This window comes from Mesorhizobium sp. M0698, from assembly GCF_040320455.1.
Classification (GTDB): Bacteria; Pseudomonadota; Alphaproteobacteria; order Rhizobiales; family Rhizobiaceae; genus Mesorhizobium.
Genome location: NZ_JAMYPQ010000005.1, coordinates 263,887 through 286,376, shown reverse-complemented (window position 1 = coordinate 286,376; position 22,490 = coordinate 263,887). Strand labels below are relative to the sequence as shown.

At 63.8% G+C, this 22,490-nt stretch carries 18 protein-coding genes and 1 tRNA gene; 7 read left to right on the top strand and 12 right to left on the bottom strand.

The annotated features are described in order from the left end of the window. Positions 1–1,620 carry an ABC transporter ATP-binding protein gene (locus NKI16_RS14415; RefSeq protein ID WP_352449088.1) on the top strand — a complete coding sequence of 540 codons (1,620 nt, stop codon included), beginning with the start codon at positions 1–3 and terminating at the stop codon, positions 1,618–1,620. Between the two features lie 70 nt (positions 1,621–1,690). On the opposite strand, the gene NKI16_RS14410 is transcribed toward NKI16_RS14415, so the two are convergent. Beyond that, positions 1,691–1,767, bottom strand: a tRNA-Pro gene (locus tag NKI16_RS14410). A gap of 205 nt (positions 1,768–1,972) precedes the next feature. On the opposite strand from NKI16_RS14410, the gene NKI16_RS14405 reads away from it, so the two are divergent. Beyond that, complete coding sequence (locus tag NKI16_RS14405) at positions 1,973–3,487, top strand: phosphomannomutase/phosphoglucomutase (RefSeq protein WP_502897597.1); 1,515 nt, start codon at positions 1,973–1,975, stop codon at positions 3,485–3,487. A gap of 17 nt (positions 3,488–3,504) precedes the next feature. Beyond that, positions 3,505–5,775: an AGE family epimerase/isomerase gene (locus NKI16_RS14400; protein ID WP_352618578.1), complete on the top strand. Its 2,271-nt coding sequence runs from the start codon at positions 3,505–3,507 to the stop codon at positions 5,773–5,775. Here NKI16_RS14400 and betB read toward each other — a convergent pair. Genes betB through betI form a run of 5 tightly spaced genes read right to left on the bottom strand, consistent with a single transcriptional unit; the run spans position 5,739 to position 12,041 of the window. Continuing rightward, positions 5,739–7,202, bottom strand: coding sequence for a betaine-aldehyde dehydrogenase (gene betB / locus NKI16_RS14395; protein ID WP_352624578.1), 1,464 nt, complete (start codon positions 7,200–7,202; stop codon positions 5,739–5,741). The two genes, NKI16_RS14400 and betB, sit on opposite strands and share 37 nt — an antisense overlap. A gap of 59 nt (positions 7,203–7,261) precedes the next feature. Next, positions 7,262–8,914, bottom strand: a complete 1,653-nt coding sequence (gene betA / locus NKI16_RS14390; RefSeq protein ID WP_023679320.1) for a choline dehydrogenase — start codon at positions 8,912–8,914, stop codon at positions 7,262–7,264. Between the two features lie 3 nt (positions 8,915–8,917). Beyond that, positions 8,918–9,925: a threonine/serine dehydratase family protein gene (locus tag NKI16_RS14385; RefSeq protein ID WP_502896654.1), complete on the bottom strand. Its 1,008-nt coding sequence runs from the start codon at positions 9,923–9,925 to the stop codon at positions 8,918–8,920. Then, on the bottom strand, positions 9,925–11,454 hold the full coding sequence (betC, locus tag NKI16_RS14380) for a choline-sulfatase (protein WP_352624575.1): 1,530 nt from the start codon (positions 11,452–11,454) through the stop codon (positions 9,925–9,927). The genes NKI16_RS14385 and betC overlap by 1 nt, the downstream gene beginning before the upstream one ends. After that, a complete protein-coding gene (betI, locus tag NKI16_RS14375) occupies positions 11,451–12,041 on the bottom strand; it encodes a choline-binding transcriptional repressor BetI (RefSeq protein ID WP_352449081.1) in 591 nt (196 codons plus the stop codon). Before betI ends, betC begins: the two co-directional genes overlap by 4 nt. Positions 12,042–12,265: 224 nt before the next feature. Between betI and NKI16_RS14370 the strand changes: the two genes are divergently transcribed. Together NKI16_RS14370 and NKI16_RS14365 are read left to right on the top strand one after the other, a co-directional pair. Then, a complete protein-coding gene (locus tag NKI16_RS14370) occupies positions 12,266–13,432 on the top strand; it encodes an acetyl-CoA acetyltransferase (protein WP_352624573.1) in 1,167 nt (388 codons plus the stop codon). Between the two features lie 26 nt (positions 13,433–13,458). Further along, positions 13,459–14,463, top strand: a complete 1,005-nt coding sequence (locus NKI16_RS14365) for an asparaginase (RefSeq protein WP_352624571.1) — start codon at positions 13,459–13,461, stop codon at positions 14,461–14,463. On the opposite strand, the gene NKI16_RS14360 is transcribed toward NKI16_RS14365, so the two are convergent. Continuing rightward, on the bottom strand, positions 14,456–15,832 hold the full coding sequence (locus NKI16_RS14360; RefSeq protein WP_352624570.1) for a TIGR03808 family TAT-translocated repetitive protein: 1,377 nt from the start codon (positions 15,830–15,832) through the stop codon (positions 14,456–14,458). The two genes, NKI16_RS14365 and NKI16_RS14360, sit on opposite strands and share 8 nt — an antisense overlap. A 153-nt stretch (positions 15,833–15,985) precedes the next feature. Beyond that, the gene (locus NKI16_RS14355) at positions 15,986–16,771 is read right to left on the bottom strand and encodes a TetR/AcrR family transcriptional regulator (RefSeq protein WP_352698721.1); all 786 of its coding nucleotides are present in this window, start codon (positions 16,769–16,771) and stop codon (positions 15,986–15,988) included. A 21-nt stretch (positions 16,772–16,792) separates the two neighbouring features. Between NKI16_RS14355 and NKI16_RS14350 the strand changes: the two genes are divergently transcribed. Together NKI16_RS14350 and NKI16_RS14345 are read left to right on the top strand one after the other, a co-directional pair. Beyond that, positions 16,793–17,611 carry a class I SAM-dependent methyltransferase gene (locus tag NKI16_RS14350; protein WP_352698719.1) on the top strand — a complete coding sequence of 273 codons (819 nt, stop codon included), beginning with the start codon at positions 16,793–16,795 and terminating at the stop codon, positions 17,609–17,611. A 142-nt stretch (positions 17,612–17,753) separates the two neighbouring features. Then, positions 17,754–18,227: a GreA/GreB family elongation factor gene (locus tag NKI16_RS14345; protein ID WP_352449075.1), complete on the top strand. Its 474-nt coding sequence runs from the start codon at positions 17,754–17,756 to the stop codon at positions 18,225–18,227. Here the strand turns inward: NKI16_RS14345 and NKI16_RS14340 are convergent. The 4 genes from NKI16_RS14340 to NKI16_RS14325 form a co-directional block, all read right to left on the bottom strand. Next, positions 18,224–18,613, bottom strand: a complete 390-nt coding sequence (locus tag NKI16_RS14340; RefSeq protein WP_352624564.1) for a type II toxin-antitoxin system death-on-curing family toxin — start codon at positions 18,611–18,613, stop codon at positions 18,224–18,226. The two genes, NKI16_RS14345 and NKI16_RS14340, sit on opposite strands and share 4 nt — an antisense overlap. Beyond that, entirely contained in the window at positions 18,610–18,831 is a 222-nt protein-coding gene (locus tag NKI16_RS14335) for an AbrB/MazE/SpoVT family DNA-binding domain-containing protein (RefSeq protein WP_095496758.1), read from the bottom strand. Before NKI16_RS14335 ends, NKI16_RS14340 begins: the two co-directional genes overlap by 4 nt. Before the next feature lie 73 nt (positions 18,832–18,904). Further along, positions 18,905–21,028, bottom strand: coding sequence for a methylmalonyl-CoA mutase (gene scpA, locus NKI16_RS14330; protein WP_352923022.1), 2,124 nt, complete (start codon positions 21,026–21,028; stop codon positions 18,905–18,907). Next, positions 21,025–22,467: a methylmalonyl-CoA mutase subunit beta gene (locus NKI16_RS14325; RefSeq protein ID WP_352569883.1), complete on the bottom strand. Its 1,443-nt coding sequence runs from the start codon at positions 22,465–22,467 to the stop codon at positions 21,025–21,027. The genes scpA and NKI16_RS14325 overlap by 4 nt, the downstream gene beginning before the upstream one ends. Positions 22,468–22,490 lie beyond the last annotated feature (23 nt).

Below are 22,490 nucleotides of genomic sequence, written 5' to 3'. Positions count from 1 at the left end.
ATGGCCGCTTCCGAAACCATCCTCAGCGTCAAGGACCTTCGGGTCCGCTTCCGCACCCTCGACGGTGTGGTGGAGGCGGTGAAGGGCATCAATATCCACGTCAAATCAGGCGAGACCGTCGCCGTCGTCGGCGAATCCGGTTCCGGCAAGAGCCAGACGATGATGGCGGCGATGAGCCTGCTCGCCTCGAACGGCGAAGCCACCGGCACAGTCGATTATCGCGGCCGCAATCTTTTGACCTTGAGCAAACCCGAGCTCAACAAGATCCGCGGCCGCAAGATCAGCATGATCTTCCAGGAGCCGATGACGTCGCTAGACCCGCTCTATTCGATCGGCAACCAGCTGATCGAGCCGATCCGCAAGCATCGCGGACTTGGCGCCGCCGCGGCGCGCGAGGAGGCGCTCAAGCTGCTGCGGCTGGTCCATATTCCCGATCCGGAGCGGCGGATGAAATCCTATCCGCACGAGTTGTCGGGCGGTCAGCGCCAGCGCGTCATGATCGCCATGGCGCTGGCCAACGACCCCGACATACTGATCGCCGACGAGCCGACGACCGCGCTCGACGTCACCATCCAGGCGCAGATCCTCATGCTGCTCGCCGAATTGCAGCGCAAGCTCGGCATGGCGATCGTCTTCATCACCCACGATCTCGGCATCGTCCGGCGCTTTGCCGATCGGGTCTATGTGATGCGCTATGGCGAGGTGGTCGAGGAGGGCGAGGCGGAAGCGATCTTCGCCAACCCGCAGCACGGCTACACCAAGATGCTGCTTGCCGCCGAACCGACCGGCACCAAGGCGCCGCCGCCTCCGAATGCCCCTGTCCTGCTTGAAGGCAGGAACGTCGAGGTGACCTTCAAGATCGGCGGCGGATTTCTTGGCGGCGAGCCGCTGCTGCTGCGCGCCGTCGATCGCATTTCGATACGGCTGAAGCGCAACCAGACGATCGGCATCGTCGGCGAATCCGGCTCGGGGAAATCGACGCTCGGCCGCGCCTTGCTGCGGCTCCTGCCCAGCGACGGTATCATCCGGCTTGGTGACCGCGACATTTCCCACGCCGACCGCCAGGCGATGCGGCCGCTGCGGCGCGAATTACAGCTGGTCTTCCAGGATCCATTCGGCTCGCTGTCGCCACGCATGACCGTCGGCCAGATCATCACCGAGGGGCTCCTCGTCCACGAGCCCAATCTGTCGGGCAGGCAGCGCGATCTCCGCGCGGTCGATGCCTTGCTCGAAGTCGGGCTCGACCCCAACACGCGCAACCGCTATCCGCACGAATTCTCCGGCGGCCAGCGGCAGCGCATCGCCATTGCGCGCGCCATGATACTCAAGCCTAAAGTGGTGGTGCTGGACGAGCCGACCTCGGCGCTGGACCGCTCCGTGCAGAAGCAGATCGTCGAATTGCTGCGCAAGCTGCAGGCCGATCACGAACTGTCCTATCTGTTCATCAGCCACGATCTCGCCGTCGTGCGCGCCATGGCCGACTACATCATCGTCATGAAGCAGGGCAAGATCGTCGAGGAGGGACCGGCCGAGGCGATCTTCAGCAATCCGCAGGCAACCTATACGCAGACACTGATGGCCGCGGCCATCGACGTGACGCGATTTCGCCTGAGCGCATAGCGCGATCGGTCAGAACTGCGGCGGATGGTGGTTGTTTCGGGAACAAAAACAGCTAAGCCGCTGTTTTTTCTGGTCGGAGTGGCAGGATTTGAACCTGCGACCCCATCGTCCCGAACGATGTGCGCTACCAGGCTGCGCTACACTCCGTGACCAGACCGCGGGCTTATAGCCGCCGCGTTTGGTTACTGCAAGCGCCAATGGCAGCGCTTCTGTCGCATTTCTTTCGCTTTCGCCGCCACGTCATACAGGTTTCAGTTTCCTGTCGCACAAACACGGCTTAAAGGGCATCTGGGTAACCGTCCACTTGCCTCGAAGCACCTGATTCAGCCGCCTGGAGTTTGCAGCCTTGTCGATGAAGATCGTTAGCGATGTCAGACCAAACACTTTTGAGTTTGAAACCTCGGCGCTGATCAAGCCGTCCGGGTTTCGCGAATATGATGCGCGCTGGTGGTTCGGCCATCCCGGCTCGAACGAAACGCCGGAACTCAATCTGATCGGCGTCCAGGCGCTCGGCATGGGGCTCGGCACGCTGATCCGTCGCCTGGGTGCCGGACCCGACATCGTCACCGGTCACGATTTCCGCTCCTATTCGCTTGCCATAAAGCTGGCCCTGGTTTCCGGGCTGATGGCGGCCGGCGCACGGGTCAAGGATGTCGGGCTTGCTCTGTCGCCGATGGCTTATTTCGCCCAGTTCGCGCTCGACACGCCCTCCGTCGCCATGGTCACTGCCTCGCACAACGAGAATGGCTGGACCGGCGTCAAGATGGGCGCGGCGCGCCCGCTGACTTTTGGTCCGGAGGAGATGAGCGCGTTGAAGGCGATCGTGCTCTCAGGCGATTTCGATCTTGTCGGTGGCGGCTCCTATGACTTCGTTGCGGACTTCCGCAAAACCTACCTTGACGATCTGACAGCGGGAAAGGGTATCTCGAGGAAGCTCAAGGTGGTGGCCGCCTGCGGCAACGGCACCGCCGGGGCTTTCGCTCCCGAGGCACTGGAAAGGATCGGCTGCGAGGTGATCCCGCTCGACGTCGAGCTCGATCATACGTTCCCCAATTACAATCCCAACCCCGAAGACATGCTGATGCTGCACGCCATTCGCGACAAGGTGCTGGAAACGGGCGCCGATGTCGGGCTAGGCTTCGACGGCGACGGCGATCGCTGCGGCGTGGTCGACAATGAAGGCAACGAGATTTTCGCCGACAAGGTTGGCGTCATGCTGGCGCGCGACATTTCGCACCTCTATCCCGGCTCGACTTTCGTCGTCGACGTCAAGTCGACCGGATTGTTCATGACGGACAAGGTGCTGCGGGAAAATGGCACGGTCACCGACTATTGGAAAACCGGTCACTCCTATATCAAGCGGCGCGTCGCCGAACTCGGCGCCGCCGCCGGTTTCGAAAAATCGGGCCATTTCTTCTTCAATCCGCCGATCGGCCGCGGCTATGACGATGGCCTGGTCACGGCCATCGCCATATGCCAGATGCTGGATCGCAGCCCGCAAAGCAGCATGGCCGACCTCTATCGCGATCTGCCGCTGACCTTCGGCACGCCGACCATGTCGCCACACTGCGCCGACGAGCTCAAATACGGCGTCGTCGAGCGGGTCGTAGGCGATTTTCGCAAGATGAAGGACGAGGGCACGGTCTTCGCCGGCCAGAAGATCGCCGAACTGATCACCGTCAACGGCGTCAGGGTCGTGGCGGAGGATGGTACATGGGGGTTGGTGCGGGCATCATCGAACAAGCCGGAGCTTGTGGTGGTGGTGGAGAGCCCGGTATCGTCCGAGCGGCGCCGGCAGATGTTCGAAGCCGTCGATGCGGTGCTGCGCCGCAGCCCCGAAGTCGGCGCCTACAATCAGACCTTTTGAGCACGAGGCTTGTTTTCATGACCGAACGGATCGTCAGTTTTGTGATGAGCGGCGGCGTCGGCTCGCGGCTGTGGCCGTTGTCGCGCGAGGACAATCCCAAGCAGTTCCATGATTTCTCCGGCGACGGCTCAATGCTGGCCAAGACGCTGCGCCGGCTCACCGCGCGGCCGGAAGGCGAAACGCCGGTTTTCCTGATTGCCTCGGAAAGGCATGCCGACCGCGTCCATGCCGACATTGCCGGTCACGAGCTTTCCGGCGGCGGCCCGCTGTTCGAGCCGACCGGACGCAACACCGCCGCGGCCGTCGCCTTGGCAAGCCTGCGCACGCTGTCGGAATTCGGCGACAGCCTGGTGCTGGTGGTGCCGTCCGATCATGAGATCGCGACCCCACAGCAATTCTGGCGGAGCATCGAGGCCGGCACGGCGGCCGCGCGCCAAGGCAGGCTGGTGGTGTTCGGCATCAAGCCCGCCCAACCCGAGACCGGTTACGGCTACATCGAGGTGGCCGGCGAGCGCGATGGCATCTGCGATGTCTCGCGTTTCGTCGAAAAACCCGATCTCGCCACGGCGCAGAGCTATCTCGAGGCCGGCAATTTCTACTGGAACACCGGCATCTTCCTGTTTCGCGCCAGTGCCATGCGCGACGCGTTCATGGCCTTCCAGCCCGACATCTGGAGTGCCACAGAGGCTGCCTACCAGGCTGCGACATCGGATCTTTCCGGCCTCTACATGCCTCTGGATCTCTATGCCGCCATCCCATCGACATCGATCGACTATGCGATCATGGAGCGCGCCAGCGGCATCGCCATGGTGCCGGCCGGCTTTCGCTGGAACGATCTCGGCTCCTGGCAATCGCTGCTCGACGTCGGCCCCTCCGACACGCAGGGCAATGTCATCGTCGGCGATGTCGTCGCCATCGATTGCGAGAACTCCTATATCCGCAGCGACGGCCGCCTGCTGTCGGCCATAGGCCTGAAGGACGTCGCCATCGTGTCGACCGCCGACGCCACTTTCGTTGCTCCGGTCAGTCACAGCCAGAACGTCAAGAAGATCGTCGAGCAGCTCGAAAAAAGCGGCCGCCTTGAGACCAGGTTCACGCCCGCCGACGACCGCGTCATCGAAAGCGGCGCGTGGCAGCGCCGCGTGCACCATTGGCTGTTCGAGGAGACGGTGCCGTTGTGGTCGACGGTCGGCGTCGATGAGCGCCACGGCGGGTTCCACGAGGCGCTCGGCTTCGATGCCGCCCCGCTGATGAAACCCAAGCGCATGCGCACGCAGGCCAGGCAGATCTACGCCTTCGCCGTTGCCAAGGCGCGCGGCTGGAACGGCCCTGCCGATCGGCTGATCAGCCACGGCCTCGAATTCATGGCCAGGCACGGACGTACCGACAATGGCGGCTGGGTACGCACGCTCAACGTCGACGGCACCGTCGCCGACGCCGCCGAGGATGCCTATGACCATTCCTGCGTGCTCCTGGCGCTGGCGCATGCCCATATGTGCGGCAATCCCGATGCGTTGCGGCTTGGCCAGGAGACCTTTGCGTTCATCGACGCGCATCTCGAGGACGAACGCCTGACCGGCTTCCGCGAGACCTCGAGCGGCGAGGGCGAGCGCCGCTCCAACCCGCACATGCATCTGCTCGAGGCATTCCTGGCCTGGCATCAGGCGACCGGCGAGCGCGCCTATCTTCGTCGCGCCGCGCGCATCGTCGATCTATTTCGCAGCCATTTCTTCGACCCGGAAAGCTGGACGCTGGGTGAGTATTTCGACCATGAATGGCGGCCGGCCCCTGGCGGGAAGGGCACGTGGACCGAACCCGGCCATCATTTCGAATGGGCCTCGCTGCTGGTCGACTTCGCCGGCCGCAGCGGCCAGAGCGGCTTGACCGGCCTTGCCCGGAAGCTTTACGCGTCGGCGATTGCCAATGGCCTGAACCGCGCCACGGGCCTCGCCTACGGCGCCGTCTCGCGGCAAGGACTGCCGCTCGACCGCGTCTCGCGCAGCTGGCCGCAGGCCGAAGCGATCAAGGCGGCGATCGCGCTGGACGGTTCGGGCGGTCCCGACCTGAAGCCGGAAATCGAGGCGCGTGTCGGCCGGCTGTTCCGCTGGCACATCAATCCGGCACCGCTCGGCCTGTGGATCGACCGCATCGACGAGCGTGGCCGCTCCTTGGCGAGCGAGGTGCCGGCCAGCATCTTCTATCATCTCGTATGCGCGCTGACGCAGTATCTGGACGGCACGGCGCCCAAGGATCAGTACGGGCTGGCGACATCACCCGTCTCGACGTAGACCGACTTCAGCTGCGAATAAAGCGCCAGTGCCGCGAGCGAATTCTCGCGGCCGATGCCGGACTGCTTGAAGCCGCCGAAGGGGATTTCGACCGGCGTCAGATTGTAGGCGTTGATCCAGCAGATGCCGGCCTGCAGTTCGGCGATGACACGATGGGCGCGCGCCAGGTCGCGGGTGAACACGCCAGCGGCGAGGCCGAATTCGGTATCGTTGGCGCGATCGATCACCTCGTCCTCGCTGTCGAATTTCAGCACGCTCATGACCGGCCCGAAAATCTCCTCGCGGGCGATGCGCATCGTGTCGACGACACCGGTGAACACCGTCGGCTCGACGAAGAAGCCGCCCTGAAAACCCTGCAGCGAAGGCACGTTGCCGCCGCAGGCGAGCACCGCGCCATCCTGCTTGCCGGCCTCGATGTAAGAGACCACCTTGTCGTGCTGCGCCTTCGAGACCAGCGGCCCCATCTGCGTGTCCGGATCGAGCGGATCGCCGATGCGGATTTTCTTCGTCCGTTCGGTCAGCCTCTCGACAAAACGGTCATGGATGCTACTCTGCACGAAGACCCGCGTGCCGTTGGAGCAGATCTGGCCGGTCGAATAGAAATTGCCGAGCATCGCGCCGCCGATGGCGTTTTCGAGGTTGGCGTCTTCGAAGACGATCAGCGGCGACTTGCCGCCGAGCTCCATCGTCGCGTGCTTCATCTTCGAGCCGGCGAGCGACAGCACTTTGCGGCCGGTTGGCACCGAGCCGGTCACCGAGACCTTGGCGACGACATCGTGGCCGACAAGGCCGGCGCCGACATCGCCAAAACCCTGCACGACGTTGAACAGGCCGTCGGGCAGCCCGGCCTCGGTGTAGATTTCGGCGAGCGCCAGCGCTGAAAGCGGCGTGTTCTCCGACGGCTTGAACACCATCGCATTGCCCATGGCGAGCGCCGGAGCGGATTTCCAGCCGGCGATCTGGATCGGGTAGTTCCAGGCGCCGATGCCGACGCACACGCCGAGCGCCTCGCGCCTGGTATAGGCAAAGGGTCCGCCGAGATCGACGGCCTCGCCATTAAAGGCGGTGACGGCACCGCCGAAATATTCGAGGCAGTCGGCCGCCGACGGGGCGTCCGCAACCAGCGTCTCCTGGATCGGCTTACCGGTATCCAGCGTCTCGATGCGCGCCAGATCGGCATTGCGCGCGCGCAAAATGTCGGCGGCACGGCGCAGGATGCGGCCGCGCTCGACCGGCTTCAGCCGAGCCCAGGCCGGCTGTGCCGCACGCGCGGCCTCGATCGCGAGTTCCAGCACGTTCGGCGTCGCCGAGCGCAGCATGGCGACGGTCTCGCCGGTTGCCGGATAGATAACCGGCAGCGCTGCGCCGCGCTCGTCGTCGATATAGCGGCCGTTGACATAATGCGATGCCGTTGGCTGGGCGCGCATGACTGTTCTCCAAATCGTCTTGTCGCGGCATGCGGAATATGCGTCCGCCGGATCATGGCCTATCTGTCCGACACCTGCCAGCGCGGATTGATCCATGGTTCCTGGTTGGACGGTGGCAGCGGCGTACGCCCGAGAATGTGGTCGGCGGCCTTCTCGCCGGTCATGATCGACGGCGCGTTGAGATTGCCGTTGGTGACGCGTGGAAAGATCGAGGAATCGGCGACCCGAAGCCCTTCGACGCCAATGACGCGGCATTCCGGATCGACGACGCTCATCGCATCATCGGCACGGCCCAACTTGCAGGTGCCGCAAGGGTGGTAGGCGCTTTCGGCGTGGTCGCGAATGAAGGCGTCGAGCTCTTCATCCGATTGTACATGCGAGCCCGGCGACAGTTCCTTGCCTCGGTACGGATCGAAGGCCGCTTGCCCGAAGATCTCGCGGGTCAGCCGGATGCAGTGGCGGAACTCCGTCCAATCGTCCGGATGCGACATGTAGTTGAAGCGGATCACCGGCTTCGATTTGGGATCGGGCGAGCGCAGCGTGACCGAACCGCGCGACTTCGACCGCATCGGCCCGACATGAGCCTGGAAACCATGCGCCTTGGCCGCCGCCTTGCCGTCATAGCGGACCGCGGCCGGGATGAAGTGATACTGGATATCGGGATAGTCGACGCCGGCGCGCGAGCGTACGAAGGCGGCCGCCTCGAAATGATTGGTGGCGCCGAGGCCGGACTTGAAGAACAGCCATTGTGCCCCGATCAGCGCCTTCGAGAACGGGTTCAGCACCGAGTTCAGCGTGATCGGCTTCGTCGATTCCTGCTGGATGTAGAGTTCCATATGGTCCTGCAGATTGCGACCGACGCCGGGCCGGTCGACAATCACCGGAATGCCGTTCTCGCTAAGGTGCTGGCCGGGGCCGATGCCGGACAGCATCAGGATCTTGGGTGAGTTGATCGAGGACGCGGCAACGATCACCTCGCGCCGCGCTCTGATCACCTGAATCCGTTTGCGCGCTTCGATCTCGACGCCGGTGGCGCGTTGATTCTCGATGATCACCCGCCGGGCGAAACCTTTGACCAGGCTGACATTTTTCCGCCTCAGCGCCGGCCTCAGATAGGCGCTCGCCGCGGACCAGCGACGGCCGCCGCGAATGGTCTGCTCCATCGGCCCAAAGCCTTCCTGCTTCGCGCCATTATAGTCGTCGGTCAGCTCGAAACCGGCCTGACGGCCTGCCTCGACGAAGGCGCCGTAGAGTGGGTTCGTCCTCGAGCCGCGCTGCACAGTCAGCGGCCCGCCATGGCCGCGCCAGCCATTCTCGCCGCCATTGCTGTCCTCCATGCGCTTGAAGTACGGGAGCACATCGGCAAAGCCCCAGCCGGTCGCGCCCTGTTCGGCCCAATGGTCGAAGTCGCGGGCATGGCCGCGCACATAGACCATGCCGTTGATCGACGACGAGCCGCCGATGACTTTGCCGCGCGGCGTCGCCAGTACGCGGCCGCCGAGATGCGGCTCCGGCTCGCTGGCAAAGCCCCAGTCATAGAGGCTCATATTGAGCGGGATCGACAGCGCCGACGGCATCTGGATCAGCGGGCCGATATCGCTGCCGCCATATTCGATGACGATCACCGAATGCTTGCCGTCCTCCGACAGCCGGTAGGCCATGGCCGAACCGGCCGAGCCGGAGCCGATGATGACGAAATCCGCTTCAAGCATGGTTCATGCGCGCCCGTGGTTCATATGCGCAATGAAATCGGCCAGCGAGACGTTGCCGCCGGTTGCCATTACGAGAACGGTCTTGCCGGTGACGTCGACCTTGCCGCCGAGCAACGCCGCCAGCGAAGCAGCGCCGGATGGCTCGAGCACCAGCTTCAGCCGCTCGAAGGCGAGGCGCATGGCGCGCCGCACCGAAGCATCGTCGACGGTGACGCCGCGAACGCCGGCGGCCTTCACCGCTGCGAACGGCGCGTCGCCGGGCCGCCGCGACATCAGCCCGTCGCAGATCGATTTCGGCCCGATCGGCATGGTTTCGATGGCGCCATGCGCCAGCGACGAGCCCATGCCGTCAAAACCTTCCGGCTCGACGCCGATGATCTTCGTGGCTGGCGATAGATAGTGAAAGGCCAGTGAAACACCGCCGATCAGGCCGCCGCCGCCGACCGAGCAGAACAAGAGATCGGCCTCCGCTTGCCTGGCGGCGATCTGGTCGAATACCTCCAGCCCGGCACCGGCCTGGCCGGCAACGATCTCCGGATCGTCGAACGGGTGCAGCAGCGCCAGGCCTTCGCTCGCAGCGATCTCGCGCGCCTTGGCGGCGGCGACTTCCTCACGCGCGCGCTCGCCATGGTCAGTCAGCACCACGCGCGCGCCGTAACCCAATGTGGCGTCGCGCTTGGCGGCCGGCGCGTCGATCGGCATGACGATGGTGACGGGAATGCCAAGCGCTTGGCCAGCCGCCGCTAGCCCCTGCGCAAAATTGCCGGAGGAGTAGGCGACGACGCCCTTTTTGGCTTCGTCAGGCGAGAGCTTCTTCAGCCGCCAGTAGGCGCCGCGCACCTTGAACGATCCTGCCCATTGCAGCGATTCGGCCTTGACGAAGACGCGGGCGGCGCCGGTCTCGCGCGCGAGTGCCGCCGATTCCAGCAGCGGCGTGACCTGCATCGCCTTGGAGGTGACGGCATGGGCCTGCCTGAGATGGTCGAGCGAGGGGACGAGACTATCTGCCATCATTCGCCTCGCGGAAAGCGCTTTTGCTCTTCGAGCAGGTCGAGGTTCATGTGGTTGCGCATGTAGCGCTCCGATGCCTTCTGCAGCGGCTGGAATTCCCAGGGATAATGGGTGCCGTTGCGCAGCGCCGGGTAGACCACCCAGCGGCGTGCCTGGCTGGCACGCACCGCCGCGTCGAAGGCCGCCATGTCCCAGCGCGCCCGCACCTTGTCGGTGAAAGCGGCCACCAATGCCGCATTGGCCGGATCGGCGGCGAGATTGGTCAATTCCTGCGAATCCGATTCAAGATCAAACAGTTGCGGCGGATCGATCTCGCAATGGATGAATTTGTAGCGGCCCTCGCGCATCGCCACCATCGGCGCGTTGGAGCCTTCGGCGGCATATTCCATCAGCACCGGCGCGGAGCGTTTCTTTCCGTTCAGCAACGGCAGCAGCGACTGGCCGTCAGTCCACGGCGCAATCGCGCTGATGTCGATGCCGGCGAGGTCGCAAAGCGTCGGCGTCACGTCGAGATTGGAGACCGGCGTGTCGATCAGGCCGGCGGCGATGCCCTTGCCGGCGATCATCAGCGGCACCCGCGCCGAACCTTCGAAAAAGCACATCTTGAACCACAGGCCGCGCTCGCCCAGCATGTCGCCATGGTCCGAGCAGAACAGGATGATCGTGTCGTCGAGCATGTGTGTGTGCTCGAGCACCGACATCAATTCGCCGAGCTTGTCGTCGAGATAGGAGATGTTGGCGAAATAGCCGCGCCGTGCGCGGCGTATCTGCTCAGCGGTGATGTCGAACCTGTCATAGTCGCTGGCGCGGTAGAGCCGCTGCGAATGCGGGTCCTGCCTGTCGTAAGGAATGAAGCCGACCTCAGGCTCGAGCGCCGGGCAATCCTCGTAGAGGTCCCAGTATTGCCGCCGTGCGACGTAAGGATCGTGCGGATGGGTGAAAGAAACCGTCAAGCACCAGGGCCGATGTGCGGCATCGTCGGAGACGCGGGCAAAATCATAAAGCTTCTGCACGGCATGGAAGGCGACCTCGTCGTCATATTCCAGCTGGTTGGTGATCTCGGCAGTACCGGCGCCGCTCACCGAGCCGAGATTGTGATACCACCAGTCGATGCGCTCGCCGGGTTTGCGATAGTTGGGCGTCCAGCCGAAATCGGCCGGATAGATGTCGGTGGTCAGCCGCTCCTCGAAACCGTGCAACTGGTCCGGCCCGACGAAATGCATCTTGCCGGAGAGGCAGGTGTGATAACCTGCGGCGCGCAGATGATGGGCAAAGGTCGGGATCGAAGACGCGAATTCGGCGGCGTTGTCATAGACCCCGGTGCGTGACGGCAACTGGCCGCTCATGAATGCGGCGCGGCCCGGCGCGCAGAGCGGCGAGGCCGTGTAATTGTTGCAAAAACGCGCCGAACGCGCGGCGAGCGCCTTCAGATGCGGCGCGTGCAGGAAGTCCGCCGGCCCATCCGGAAACAGCGTTCCGTTGAGCTGATCGACCATGACGATCAGGATGTTGGGTCGCTTGGATGTCACTGCTTCTGCCGTCCGCTGAGCTTCGTTTCGAGATAGTCCTCGACCAGTGCAATCGCGGTCGCGGCATCGGGAACACCGTCCTTCAGCGCGCGCCTGATATAGAGCCCGTCGATCAGCGCCGCGGTCGCTTCGGCGACCCGGTCGGCCTCGCTTCTCGGCAGGATGCCGGCCAGCCCGCTGAGCAGATTGGAATGCAGCCGGCGCGCATAGACCTTGAGCAGCCGGCGGAGTGCTGCCGATTTCTGCGCCTCGACATAGAAGGCGAGCCAGGCGGCGATCGTTTCGGGCTGGAACTGGATGTCGGAGAAATTGACCGCGACCACCGCCGAGACGCGCTGGCGCGCCGTGCCGGCCGCGCGAAGTGCACGGCGCGTATCGGCGGTGAGCTCGCTCAGGATGTGCCGCATCGTCGCCAACAGCAATTCGTCTTTGGCGCCGAAATAATGGTGGGCAAGCGCCGAGGACACGCCGGCGCGCCCGGCGATTTCCGACATCGTCACATCAAGCGAACCGCGCTCGCCGATCGCCGAGATCGTTGCGTCGATGAGCGCCCTGCGGCGCAACGGCTCCATTCCGAGTTTCGGCATTCCTGCTCCGGCCTGTTGGGACAAGATTATTTTTTATTGACGCATCAATCAACAAAAATCCGGCCTGATTTGCTGGCAAAAGCCAGGCACTATGACCAGATGATCAAGATCAAGCGATTGTGCGTTTCTGGCCCCTTCACGAGGCCGGCGAAACGGTTCATGCTTGAACAATGCTGATGCGCGCGCAGTATCGCCTAGCCCGGGTCCACAGGATGGAGATCGCCATGACAGCATGCATCGTCGGTTGGGCGCATTCGCGCTTCGGCAAGCTCGAAGGCGAGACGCTGGAGAGCCTGATCACCAAGGTGGCAGTCGAGGCGCTCGATCATGCCGGCATCGGTCCAGATGACGTCGACGAGATCGTGCTCGGCCACTTCAACGCCGGGTTTTCCGCCCAGGATTTCACCGCGAGCCTGGTCCTCCAGGCCGATGACCGGCTGCGCTTCAAGCCGGCGACCCGCGTCGAGAACGCCTGCGCCACCGGCTCGGCGGCGGTCAGGCAAGGCATCCGCGCCATCGACGCCAATGCCGCCCGTATCGTGCTGGTGGTCGGCGCCGAGCAGATGACGACGACGCCCGGTGCCGAGATCGGCAAGAACCTGCTCAAGGCCTCGTATCTGCCGGAGGACGGTGACACGCCGGCAGGCTTCGCTGGCGTCTTCGGCAAGATCGCCCAAGCCTATTTCCAGCGCTACGGCGACCAGTCGGATGCGCTGGCGATGATCGCCGCCAAGAACCACAAGAACGGCGTCGACAATCCCTACGCGCAGATGCGCAAGGATTTCGGCTACGAGTTCTGCCGGCAGGAAAGCGAAAAAAACCCCTTCGTCGCCGGTCCGCTGAAGCGCACAGACTGCTCGCTGGTGTCGGACGGTGCCGCCGCGCTTGTCCTTGCCGACACGGCCACGGCGCTGAAGATGCGCCGCGCAGTCGCCTTCCGCGCCAATGAGCATGTGCAGGATTTCCTGCCGATGTCGAAGCGCGACATTCTCGCCTTCGAAGGCTGCGAGCAGGCCTGGAACCAGGCGCTGAAGCAGGCGGGCGTGACGCTCGGCGACCTGTCCTTCGTCGAGACGCATGACTGTTTCACCATCGCCGAACTGATCGAGTATGAGGCGATGGGCTTGGCCAAGCCGGGCGAGGGCGCCAAGCTGGCCCTGGATGGCGAGACGGCGAAAGATGGAAGGCTGCCGGTCAATCCGTCTGGCGGGCTGAAGGCCAAGGGCCACCCGATCGGTGCCACCGGCGTATCCATGCATGTGCTGAGCGCGATGCAACTCGTCGGCGAGGCGGGCGGCATCCAGGTGCCGGGAGCAAAGCTCGGCGGCATCTTCAACATGGGTGGTGCCGCGGTCGCCAACTACGTTTCCATTCTCGACCGGATCAGATAAACCCGCCCGCATTTGCGGGAGGTGACATGACAAATCCGGTTCTGGTCGAAGTCTTGCGCGGCGCTATCGTCGAGAGCGCCCATCGCGGCGCTGTTGCCGTCTTCGACGCCGACGGTAAGCCCGTCTGGGAGATCGGCGACACGGCACAGCCGGTGTTCCCGCGCTCGGCGGTCAAGGCGATCCAGGCGTTGCCGCTGGTCGAGAGCGGCGCTGCCGATGCCTACGGCTTCGGTGACCGGGAGCTGGCGCTGGCCTGCGCCTCCCATTCCGGCGAGCCGCCGCATGTCGAGCTGGCACGCGCCATGCTGGCGAAAGCCGGCCTCGACGAGACGGCACTCGAATGCGGCGCGCATTGGCCGTCGAGCCACGGGGCGACGCTGGCGCTCGCGCGCGCCGGCCGTGCGCCGAACACCTTGCACAACAATTGTTCCGGCAAGCACTCAGGCTTCCTATGCACCTGCGTTCACAGCGGCATCGCCCATCGTGGTTACGTCGAGGCTGGCCATGCCTCGCAGGAGATGGTGCGCGAAGCGATGCAGGCGGTGACCGGTGCTGCCCATGACGCCGATCACCGCGGCACCGACGGCTGCTCGATTCCGACCTATGCCGTGCCGTTGCGCAGCTTTGCCCTTGGCTTTGCCCGCATGGCGACAGGTGCCGGCTTCGAGCCGGTGCGCGCCCGGGCGGCGAAGCGGCTGCTTTCTGCCTGCATGGCCGAGCCGTTTTTCGTCGCCGGCACGGGCAGGTCCGACGTCGCGATGATGGAGGCCGCGCCGGGCCGGATTTTCGTCAAGGGAGGCGCCGAAGGTGTTTTTTGCGCAGCCCTTCCGGAGCTTGGGCTTGGCATCGCGCTGAAATGCGACGATGGCGCCGGCCGCGCCGCTGAAGTGATGGTCGCGGCCGTGCTGGCTAAGCTGCTGCACGCCGACCAGGCGCTCGCTGCGAAATTGATCGAACAGGCAAATCCGCCCATCGAAAGCCGGATCGGTGCCAAAGTCGGCGCGCTCCGGCCGACGGCCACCCTCAACTGACGTGGTTGCGCTCGACGGTCAGATGCGCATAGCCGGCATTGCCTGACGCGGCGAGGTCGCCGGTCACCGGCTCGGCCCAGCGCTGGCCGACGATCGCGCCGTTCTGGACTCGGTCGATGACATTGTCGGAGATGATTGCCGTTCCGGCACCTTCGACCACGCTGACGACGATGCCGGTCCCCGCCTTGCGGATGACGTTTCCCGTGGCGACCACATTGCGCATGAACGGTCCCCAGCCGATCTGCATGCCGTAGAGCGGTGCATTCTCGACGACATTGCCGGAAACTGTGGTGTCTGCCTCGACGCTGATGCCGACGCCGAAGCCGGGCGCATCGGCAGGGTAGGGGCCGCTGGTCGACAGGTTGCGGACTACGTTGCCGGAGCAGACGCCCATGCGGCCGCCCTCATTGAAATTGACGATCGAAATGCCGTTCGCGGCGCCATCGACGATGTTATTGCCGATGACGGCGCCTTCGAATGAGAATTCGGAATACACGGCCGTTTCGCCCGAGCGCGAGCAGGTATTGCCGGTGACCTGCAAATTGCTGGCACTGTTGGCGCGGATCGCCGAGAACGCGCAATCCGAAACAATATTGCCGGAGATGATGACGTTGCCGGCGCGGAAGGCATTGATGCCGTTGCCGTTCTGGCCGGTTCCGCCGCCGCGCGCCCGGATGCGTTCGACCCGGTTACCGCTGACGATGGTGCCGTCTTCAGCCGCCTGCCAGCGGTGCACGAGGATGCCGCCATTGGCGCAGTCGGAGACGCTATTGCCTGATATTTCCAGGCCATCGGCCTCGACCGAATAGATGCCGGCATCGGCCGCACCGGATATCTCCGAGCGCTCGATGCGGCCCGAGGCGTGTTCGAGCGCCAGACTGTTCTTGCCGCTGCCGGTCATCTGGCAGTTGTCGACGACCAGATGGGCGATGCGGCGCAGATCGAGCAGGCCTTGCGTGTAGTCGCCCATCCAGCGGTTGCTGCCGTCGAACACCAGCCCGCTGAGTTCGATATGCTCGGCCCGTTCGGCCATAATGAGATGGCCATTGCCGCCATAGACGATCCGCGATGCGCCCGGCACGCCGGACAGGCGCACCCGGCCGGGCAGCGACAGGTTGGAAACGATATAGATCCCCGGCGGCAGGAACACCGGCATGTCGCGGTCGTGCGCGTCGCGCAGCAGCTTGGCGAAAGCCTTGCTCTGGTCGTCAAGCGCGCCGGGCCGGACGCCGCGCTCGGTAGCGTTGATCGCCCCGCGCATCGCGGCTTTCTCGACGCCGGCCAGGTTTTTCGCCGCTGCTTTGCCGAGCGAAATCCCCATGACCGCAAAGCCGGCGGTCTGCGCAAGCAGCGTTCTTCTGTTCAACATCGGCACAGATCCCTTGCGTCCAACGGCCACGCCGCAGGATTCGTGCCAGACTAGCCCGGTCGAAGTGTGGTGAAAATCTGAAGCTTGCCAGCCAGGACGGAATATCGCTTTCGGCCCTTCTGTGGGCGATCAAACGAAGCCCCTTTTGAGCCTCTATTCGATCCTCGTTGGCTCGGCGAACACCGCATTTACCCCGTTGAAGGCAAGTTGCAGGAATGTCTGGTCGATCTCCGCGGGGGACAGCTTCGTATCCCTCTCAAGCCACCAGTGCATCACTTCAAAGAACGCGCCAACGATGAAGCGTGTGGCGATCTCAAGTCTGGCCCCGCCTTGATCACCTTGGATATTCGCCAATTCATGGCGAACCTGCCTGCTTATCCAGCCGCGGATCTCTTCTGGCATTTCGCGCTTTTTCCCGCCCATCAGCGCACGGTGCATCTCCCGCGTGGCAAGAGCATGCTCGAACACCGGACCGCTGAAGGAAAAGCCCTTGGCGTTTCGCTGCGAATAGCGTTCGGCACCGTGCGCCTGCAAGGTCTTCAGATGGTCGTCGATCGTTGCTTTCCTCAAGCGGTCCTTGTCGGGATAGTGTGTGTAGAAAGTCGAGCGGCCGACATCGGCTTCCCTGCAGATGTCCTCGACCGTGATCGCCGTATATCCCTTCTCGGCGGTCAGTCTGAAAAGCGCCTGCTGCAGTCGGCTGCGGGTCCTGGCGACCCGACGGTCGATCGGTCCGGCTGGCATCGGCAACATCCTTTTCCGGCCATAGGACACCAAATCGTCCAGTATTGGGCGCGTCGGTGCGATGTGGCCAGTAAAACTGATGCTGGACACACTGTCCAGTATCATATGCTCTTGCCGAAGGCCCAGCGCGATGCCCGGCTGGCCGGAGATAAAGCAATGCACCAACGTCTTTTCGGAACAATAGTTGGAGGGCATGCGCTAGTCGCGCTCGTCAAAGTGGCCGTGGTGCTCGCGGCATTTTTCTCGTTGGGACAGGCAAATGCGGTCTTTTCCTTGGGAATTCCCGTCCTTCTGCTTCATGCTGGTGTACTCGTCGTGATCGCAAGCCTATTGATATGGCAAAGCGCTCACGGGCGGCTGTCCGCCAAGGTCCGCATCCCGGCCGCCGGCGAGGAGAAGGCGCCGCATGTCGGCATCACGCTCCATTCCGCCGCCCTGTACGACACGCTCGCGTGGCTTCTGACCTTCGGCCGCGAACGTGCTTTTCGCGAAAGGATACTAAGTTTTGCGAAGCTGAAACCGGGAGAAGTGGTCCTGGATGTCGGGTGCGGCACCGGCACCACCGCGCTCCTCGTCAGACAGAAGGTGGGGCCGGAGGGGCGTGTGGACGGCGTCGACGCGTCCGCCGAAATGGTTGCGCGCGCAACGGCAAAGGCCCGGCGGGCAGGGTTACAAGTCGGGTTCTCGACCGCCACCGCTCAGGAACTGCCTTTCAAGGATGGGGAATTTGATGTCGTCCTCAGCACGCTGATGTTCCACCATCTTCCAAAGAAGGGCCGCGAGGAATTCGGCAGAGAGGCCTTCCGCGTCCTGAGGCCGGGCGGTCGTGTGCTTATCGTCGATTTTGCGAAACCGCCGCGCCAGAAGAGCACCTTTCGGCTCCACCGGCATGGTTACGTCGATTTGGACAAAGTTGCAGCGGATCTCGGCCGGCATGGCTTCAATATCGTTGAGCAAGGCGACGTCGGAACCAAGGGGCTCCGCTACCTAGTTGCGCAACCGGACCTTAGCCTTGCGGCCCTCGAAGCGCGATAGTGCGCCAAGTTGAGGCATTCGCATGGTCAGCTTTACACCCCAAGCAGCTGTCTAATCTCGGGTACTGAACCCAGATCTTCACCATTAGCCCCTTCATCAGCAATGGCTTGTGGAGTCGCCGTTCCAAGCCTAAGTTCGTCAGATGAGCAGGGCCTTCACCCGCGAGGAAGACAGCGAAAACGCCATTGCCGGCATCGGCGAGCGGCCGATCAGCCATCACCGCAATCTGGTCACGGAACGCGGCATGGCGCTGATCGATGCCGAGGTGGCCGCTCTGCGCGACGAACTGGGCAGAGCCGAGAAGAGGGCCGACCGCGAGCGCATCGCGCTGGTCTCGCGCGATCTCCGCTATTGGACGGCACGGCGGGAAAGCGCCGAGCTTTCGGTGCCGGAACCGGGCAGCGACCTGGTTCGTTTCGGCATGGGTGTCACCCTGGAAAGCGACGACGGCAAGAAGGTGCACTGGAAGATCGTCGGCGAGGACGAAGCCAATCCGGGCAAAGGGACAATTTCCCATATGTCGCCGATGGCGATGGCGCTGTTCGGCAAGAAGATCGGCGAAATTGCCGTGGTCAACGGCAAGGAATGGGAGATCGTCAAGCTCTCCGACAGTTAGTCTTCGAGCTTGACGACATGATCGCGGAAGAACGCCGCGGCGCCGGCCTCGTCGATTTCGCCGGCGGCGACGCCCATGACGAATTCGTAAAGCATGCCGTTATTGGCCGTCAGGGCATAACCATTCACAATCAGAAATGCGCCGGCCGCGACAATGGCCGTGCGTTTGTTGCCGTCGACAAAGGCATGATTTCTGGCAATGCCGAAGACATAGGCGGCTGCGAGTTCCTCAACCGACGGGTCTCCGTAGTTGGCCTTGGTTTCGGCGCGAGCGAGCGCCGATTCGAGGGCATTTTCATCCCTCAAGCCTTGTGCTCCGCCGTGTCGGCGCAACTGCTCCGCGTGCATCGCTTCGACTGCACGCCGCGTCAGAAACTCCCAGCTCATTCGGCGAGCTTCTGAAGCGCGACCTTGTATTTGTCCATCACCTCGCGGGCGGCTTTCATTTGCCGCTCGAAGCTGTCGTCCACCGGCTTCAGCGCAAGGCCGTCACCTGTTTCGACGATTTGAAGCTGGTCGCCGGCCTTCAGGTTCAGGCGGTCGAGAAGCTCCCTCGGCAGGATCACGCCTTCGGAATTGCCGATCTTGCGAATGGTCGTGTTCATGGTGAGGCATCCTGTTGCAACGCTGATTATAACTCAGCGTGTTTCTTGTTACAACAGACATTATAACAAAGCGTCAGCCGGCCTGCAGCAGCCGATCCATCAGCCGCTCCGCCGCTTCCGGGATAACCGTGCCGGGCGGGAAGATTTCAGTGGCGCCTGCCTGCCGGACTGAGTCGTAATCCTGCGGCGGGATGACGCCGCCGGCGACGATCAGCATGTCGTCGCGGCCGAGCTTCTTCAGCGCCTGTTTGAGTTCGGGAATGAGCGTCAAATGGCCTGCCGCAAGCGACGAGGCGCCGACGATGTGCACGTCATGCTCGACGGCCAGCCTGGCGATCTCGTCCGGCGTCTGGAACATCGGCCCGACGGTGACGTCGAAGCCTAGGTCGGCAAAGGCGGTGGCGATCACTTTCTGGCCGCGATCATGGCCGTCTTGCCCCATCTTGGCGACCAGAATGCGCGGCTTGCCGCCGGACTTTTCCTCGAACGCTACGATCTTGTCCTGCAGCCGGTCGACCACCGGATTGTCGCCGAGCGCGTTGCGATAGACGCCGGAGATCGTCTGCACCGAGGCGACATGGCGGCCGAAAACCTTTTCCAGCGCCAGCGAAATCTCGCCGACCGTGGCGTTGGCGCGTGCGGCCCGGATGGCGAATTCCAGCAGGTTTGCGTTACTCCCGGCAGCACGGGTAAGCGCATCGAGCGCGCTCTCGACGGCGGCGACGTCACGCGTGCCTTTCAGCCGCTGCAGCTTCGACAATTGCCGCGCCCTGACTTCGGCATTGTCGATCCTCAGCACGTCGACTTCGATGTCCGTGCCGGGACGGTGAGCATTGACACCGACCACGATCTGTTCGCCGGAATCGATGCGCGCCTGGGTGCGCGCGGCAGCCTCTTCGATGCGCAGCTTCGGTAGGCCCTTTTCGATCGCCGCGGCCATGCCGCCGAGGCTCTCGACCTCCTCGATATGCGCAAGCGCACGCGCCGCCAGATCATGCGTCAACCGTTCGACATAGGCGGAGCCGCCCCACGGGTCGATGATGCGCGTCGTGCCGGATTCCTGCTGCAGGATGAGCTGTGTGTTGCGGGCGATGCGGGCCGAATGGTCGGTCGGCAGCGCCATTGCCTCGTCGAAGGAATTGGTGTGCAGCGACTGCGTATGCCCTTGAGTCGCCGCCATCGCCTCGATCATGGAGCGGATGATGTTGTTGTAGGGGTCCTGCGCCGTCAGCGACCAGCCCGAAGTCTGGCAATGGGTGCGCAGCGACAGCGAGCGCTCGTCTTTCGGCGAAAAGTTCTTCAGCATCAGGCTGGCCCACAAAAGGCGCGCTGCTCTCAGCTTCGCGACTTCCATGAAGAAATTCATGCCGATCGCCCAGAAGAAGGAAAGGCGCGGCGCGAAACGGTCGATGTCGAGACCGGCCGCGACGCCGGCGCGCGCATATTCGATACCGTCGGCAATCGTGTAAGCGAGCTCGAGGTCCGCCGTCGCACCTGCCTCCTGCATGTGGTAGCCGGAGATCGAGATCGAATTGAACTTCGGCATGTGCTTCGACGTGTAGGAAAAAATGTCCGACACGATCCGCATCGAAGGTTTTGGCGGATAGATGTAGGTGTTGCGCACCATGAACTCTTTCAGGATGTCGTTCTGAATGGTCCCAGTGAGATCCTTCTGCGCGACGCCCTGTTCCTCCGCCGCCACGATATAGAGCGCCATGATCGGCAGCACCGCGCCGTTCATCGTCATCGATACCGTCATCTCGTTAAGCGGGATGCCGTCGAACAACTGGCGCATGTCGAGAATGGAATCGATGGCGACGCCGGCCATGCCGACATCGCCGGCTACGCGCGGATGGTCGCTGTCGTAGCCGCGATGCGTGGCGAGATCGAAGGCGACCGACAGGCCCTTCTGGCCGGCGGCAAGGTTGCGACGGTAGAAGGCGTTGGACTCTTCGGCCGTCGAGAAGCCGGCATATTGCCGGATCGTCCAGGGTTGCTGGACATACATCGTCGGATAGGGGCCGCGCACGAAAGGCGGCAGGCCCGGATAGGTATCGAGGTGCGGCAAGCCCTTGAGATCGCCCTGGTTGTAGAGATGCTTGACGGCAATGCCTTCCGGCGTCATCCGCTGGCCTTTGACCTCGACCGGCACCCGCCGTGGCGGCGACCAGCCGATCTGGCTGAAATCCGGGATCATGGTACGGCTCCGATCGACTGATCGATGCGGATCGGAAATAGCGGCTCGCACACCGCAACGCCTTCGGTGAAGGCAGGCCGCCGCTCCGCCGCCAGCGTCTCGACCGGACGCTCAGTCTTCGACGGGTGCAGCGTCGTGCCGACGATCGCCCGTTCGCCCGCCTGGTAGGCAGTGTTGCGGCGGGCGGAAGCTGCCTGGACGCGTTTCTGGATATGGCCTTGCTCGAGGCTGGACAGCACGCCGCCTTCCGCCTCGATCTGCTGGAACTCTTGCCAGGCCGCCGCGCAGAGCTCCGAAGTCAGCGCCTCGACGGCGCCCGAACCGCAAACCGGATCGGCGACGTGGTCGATGTGGCTTTCATTGGCCATGATCAGTTGCGCGTTGCGGGCAACGCGGCGAGCAAAACCCGCGGGTAGGCCGTGCGCGATCGTGTGCGGCAGGATGGCGATCGAATCCGCGCCGCCGGCGGCAGCCGCGAAAGCGGCGATGGTGGTGCGCAGGATGTTGGTTTCCGGGTCGGCCGCCGTCATCATCCGGAAGGAGGTTTCGGCATGGATGCTGGCGGTGGAGGGCGGTATCGAGCAGGCCTCCTGGACACGCGCCCACAGCCTGCGCAACGCCCTGACCTTGGCCGTCGAAACGAACTGGTCCTGGTCGACGCTGAGCGCAAAACCGATATGCGGCGCCGCGTAGACGAGCGGCTGGCGCGCCTTCTCGAACAGCCTCAAATAGGAGACGGCCGAGGCGAGCATGGTGCCAAGCTCCTGCGCCTCGGTGGCGCCGGCATTGTGGAATACCCGCCCGTCGGCCTCCAGCAGCACGCCGGGCACACCCATCGAAAAGAAATGCGCCAGCGATTGCGGCATCGAAGCCTGTAAAGCCTCGATCGACATGCGCAGCCTGCCGGTCCCGGCAAAGATCGCCGCCGGATCTATGCCGAAGGAGAGGTTGAGCTTTGCCGGGTCGGAGCGGCGCTTGGTCAAAAACGCCACCAGCCAGTCGGCCACGGCACGGCTCCAGGGATGGGCGTCGATGCGGATCTGGATGCGGTTGAGCGGCACGCCGTCGAGCACGCCCTCCAGCGCCTCCGCCGTCCTCGGCAAGCCATAGCCGAAGGCGTTCGGCGCACCCTCGAAGACAAGCGACAGTCCGGTGGCACCCTGCGCGACGTCTTCCAGCGCCTGCGCACTGGCGCGGCCTATGTCCGGATCGTCGATGCGCTGGCTGACGATCCACGGTGATCCCGGGTTGGCGCGCACGACAGGCTCGGCGGTTACCGAACGCTCGTAGAGCGGCTCGATGCGGATGGCGTCGTCCGTGTGCGAGACGAGCTTTTCCTCGAAGGACCCGCCGGCCAGCGCCTTCTCCGCCAGCGCCAGCCATCGTTGCCGGTCGACGTTCGGAAGTTCGGCATCCTGGGTCAAGGCACCGGCGCCCATCGGTTCTCCTCGTTCTAGCGGCC

Bases quoted from the DNA above. Each gene is read 5' to 3' on its own strand.
- NKI16_RS14415 (WP_352449088.1), top strand. From the start codon at position 1: ATGGCCGCTTCCGAAACCATCCTCAGCGTCAAGGACCTTCGGGTCCGC.
- NKI16_RS14405 (WP_502897597.1), top strand. From the start codon at position 1,973: ATGAAGATCGTTAGCGATGTCAGACCAAACACTTTTGAGTTTGAAACC.
- NKI16_RS14400 (WP_352618578.1), top strand. From the start codon at position 3,505: ATGACCGAACGGATCGTCAGTTTTGTGATGAGCGGCGGCGTCGGCTCG.
- betB (WP_352624578.1), bottom strand. From the start codon at position 7,202: ATGCGCGCCCAGCCAACGGCATCGCATTATGTCAACGGCCGCTATATC.
- betA (WP_023679320.1), bottom strand. From the start codon at position 8,914: ATGCTTGAAGCGGATTTCGTCATCATCGGCTCCGGCTCGGCCGGTTCG.
- NKI16_RS14385 (WP_502896654.1), bottom strand. From the start codon at position 9,925: ATGGCAGATAGTCTCGTCCCCTCGCTCGACCATCTCAGGCAGGCCCAT.
- betI (WP_352449081.1), bottom strand. From the start codon at position 12,041: ATGCCGAAACTCGGAATGGAGCCGTTGCGCCGCAGGGCGCTCATCGAC.
- NKI16_RS14370 (WP_352624573.1), top strand. From the start codon at position 12,266: ATGACAGCATGCATCGTCGGTTGGGCGCATTCGCGCTTCGGCAAGCTC.
- NKI16_RS14365 (WP_352624571.1), top strand. From the start codon at position 13,459: ATGACAAATCCGGTTCTGGTCGAAGTCTTGCGCGGCGCTATCGTCGAG.
- NKI16_RS14360 (WP_352624570.1), bottom strand. From the start codon at position 15,832: ATGTTGAACAGAAGAACGCTGCTTGCGCAGACCGCCGGCTTTGCGGTC.
- NKI16_RS14355 (WP_352698721.1), bottom strand. From the start codon at position 16,771: ATGCCCTCCAACTATTGTTCCGAAAAGACGTTGGTGCATTGCTTTATC.
- NKI16_RS14345 (WP_352449075.1), top strand. From the start codon at position 17,754: ATGAGCAGGGCCTTCACCCGCGAGGAAGACAGCGAAAACGCCATTGCC.
- NKI16_RS14340 (WP_352624564.1), bottom strand. From the start codon at position 18,613: ATGAGCTGGGAGTTTCTGACGCGGCGTGCAGTCGAAGCGATGCACGCG.
- NKI16_RS14335 (WP_095496758.1), bottom strand. From the start codon at position 18,831: ATGAACACGACCATTCGCAAGATCGGCAATTCCGAAGGCGTGATCCTG.
- scpA (WP_352923022.1), bottom strand. From the start codon at position 21,028: ATGATCCCGGATTTCAGCCAGATCGGCTGGTCGCCGCCACGGCGGGTG.
- NKI16_RS14325 (WP_352569883.1), bottom strand. From the start codon at position 22,467: ATGGGCGCCGGTGCCTTGACCCAGGATGCCGAACTTCCGAACGTCGAC.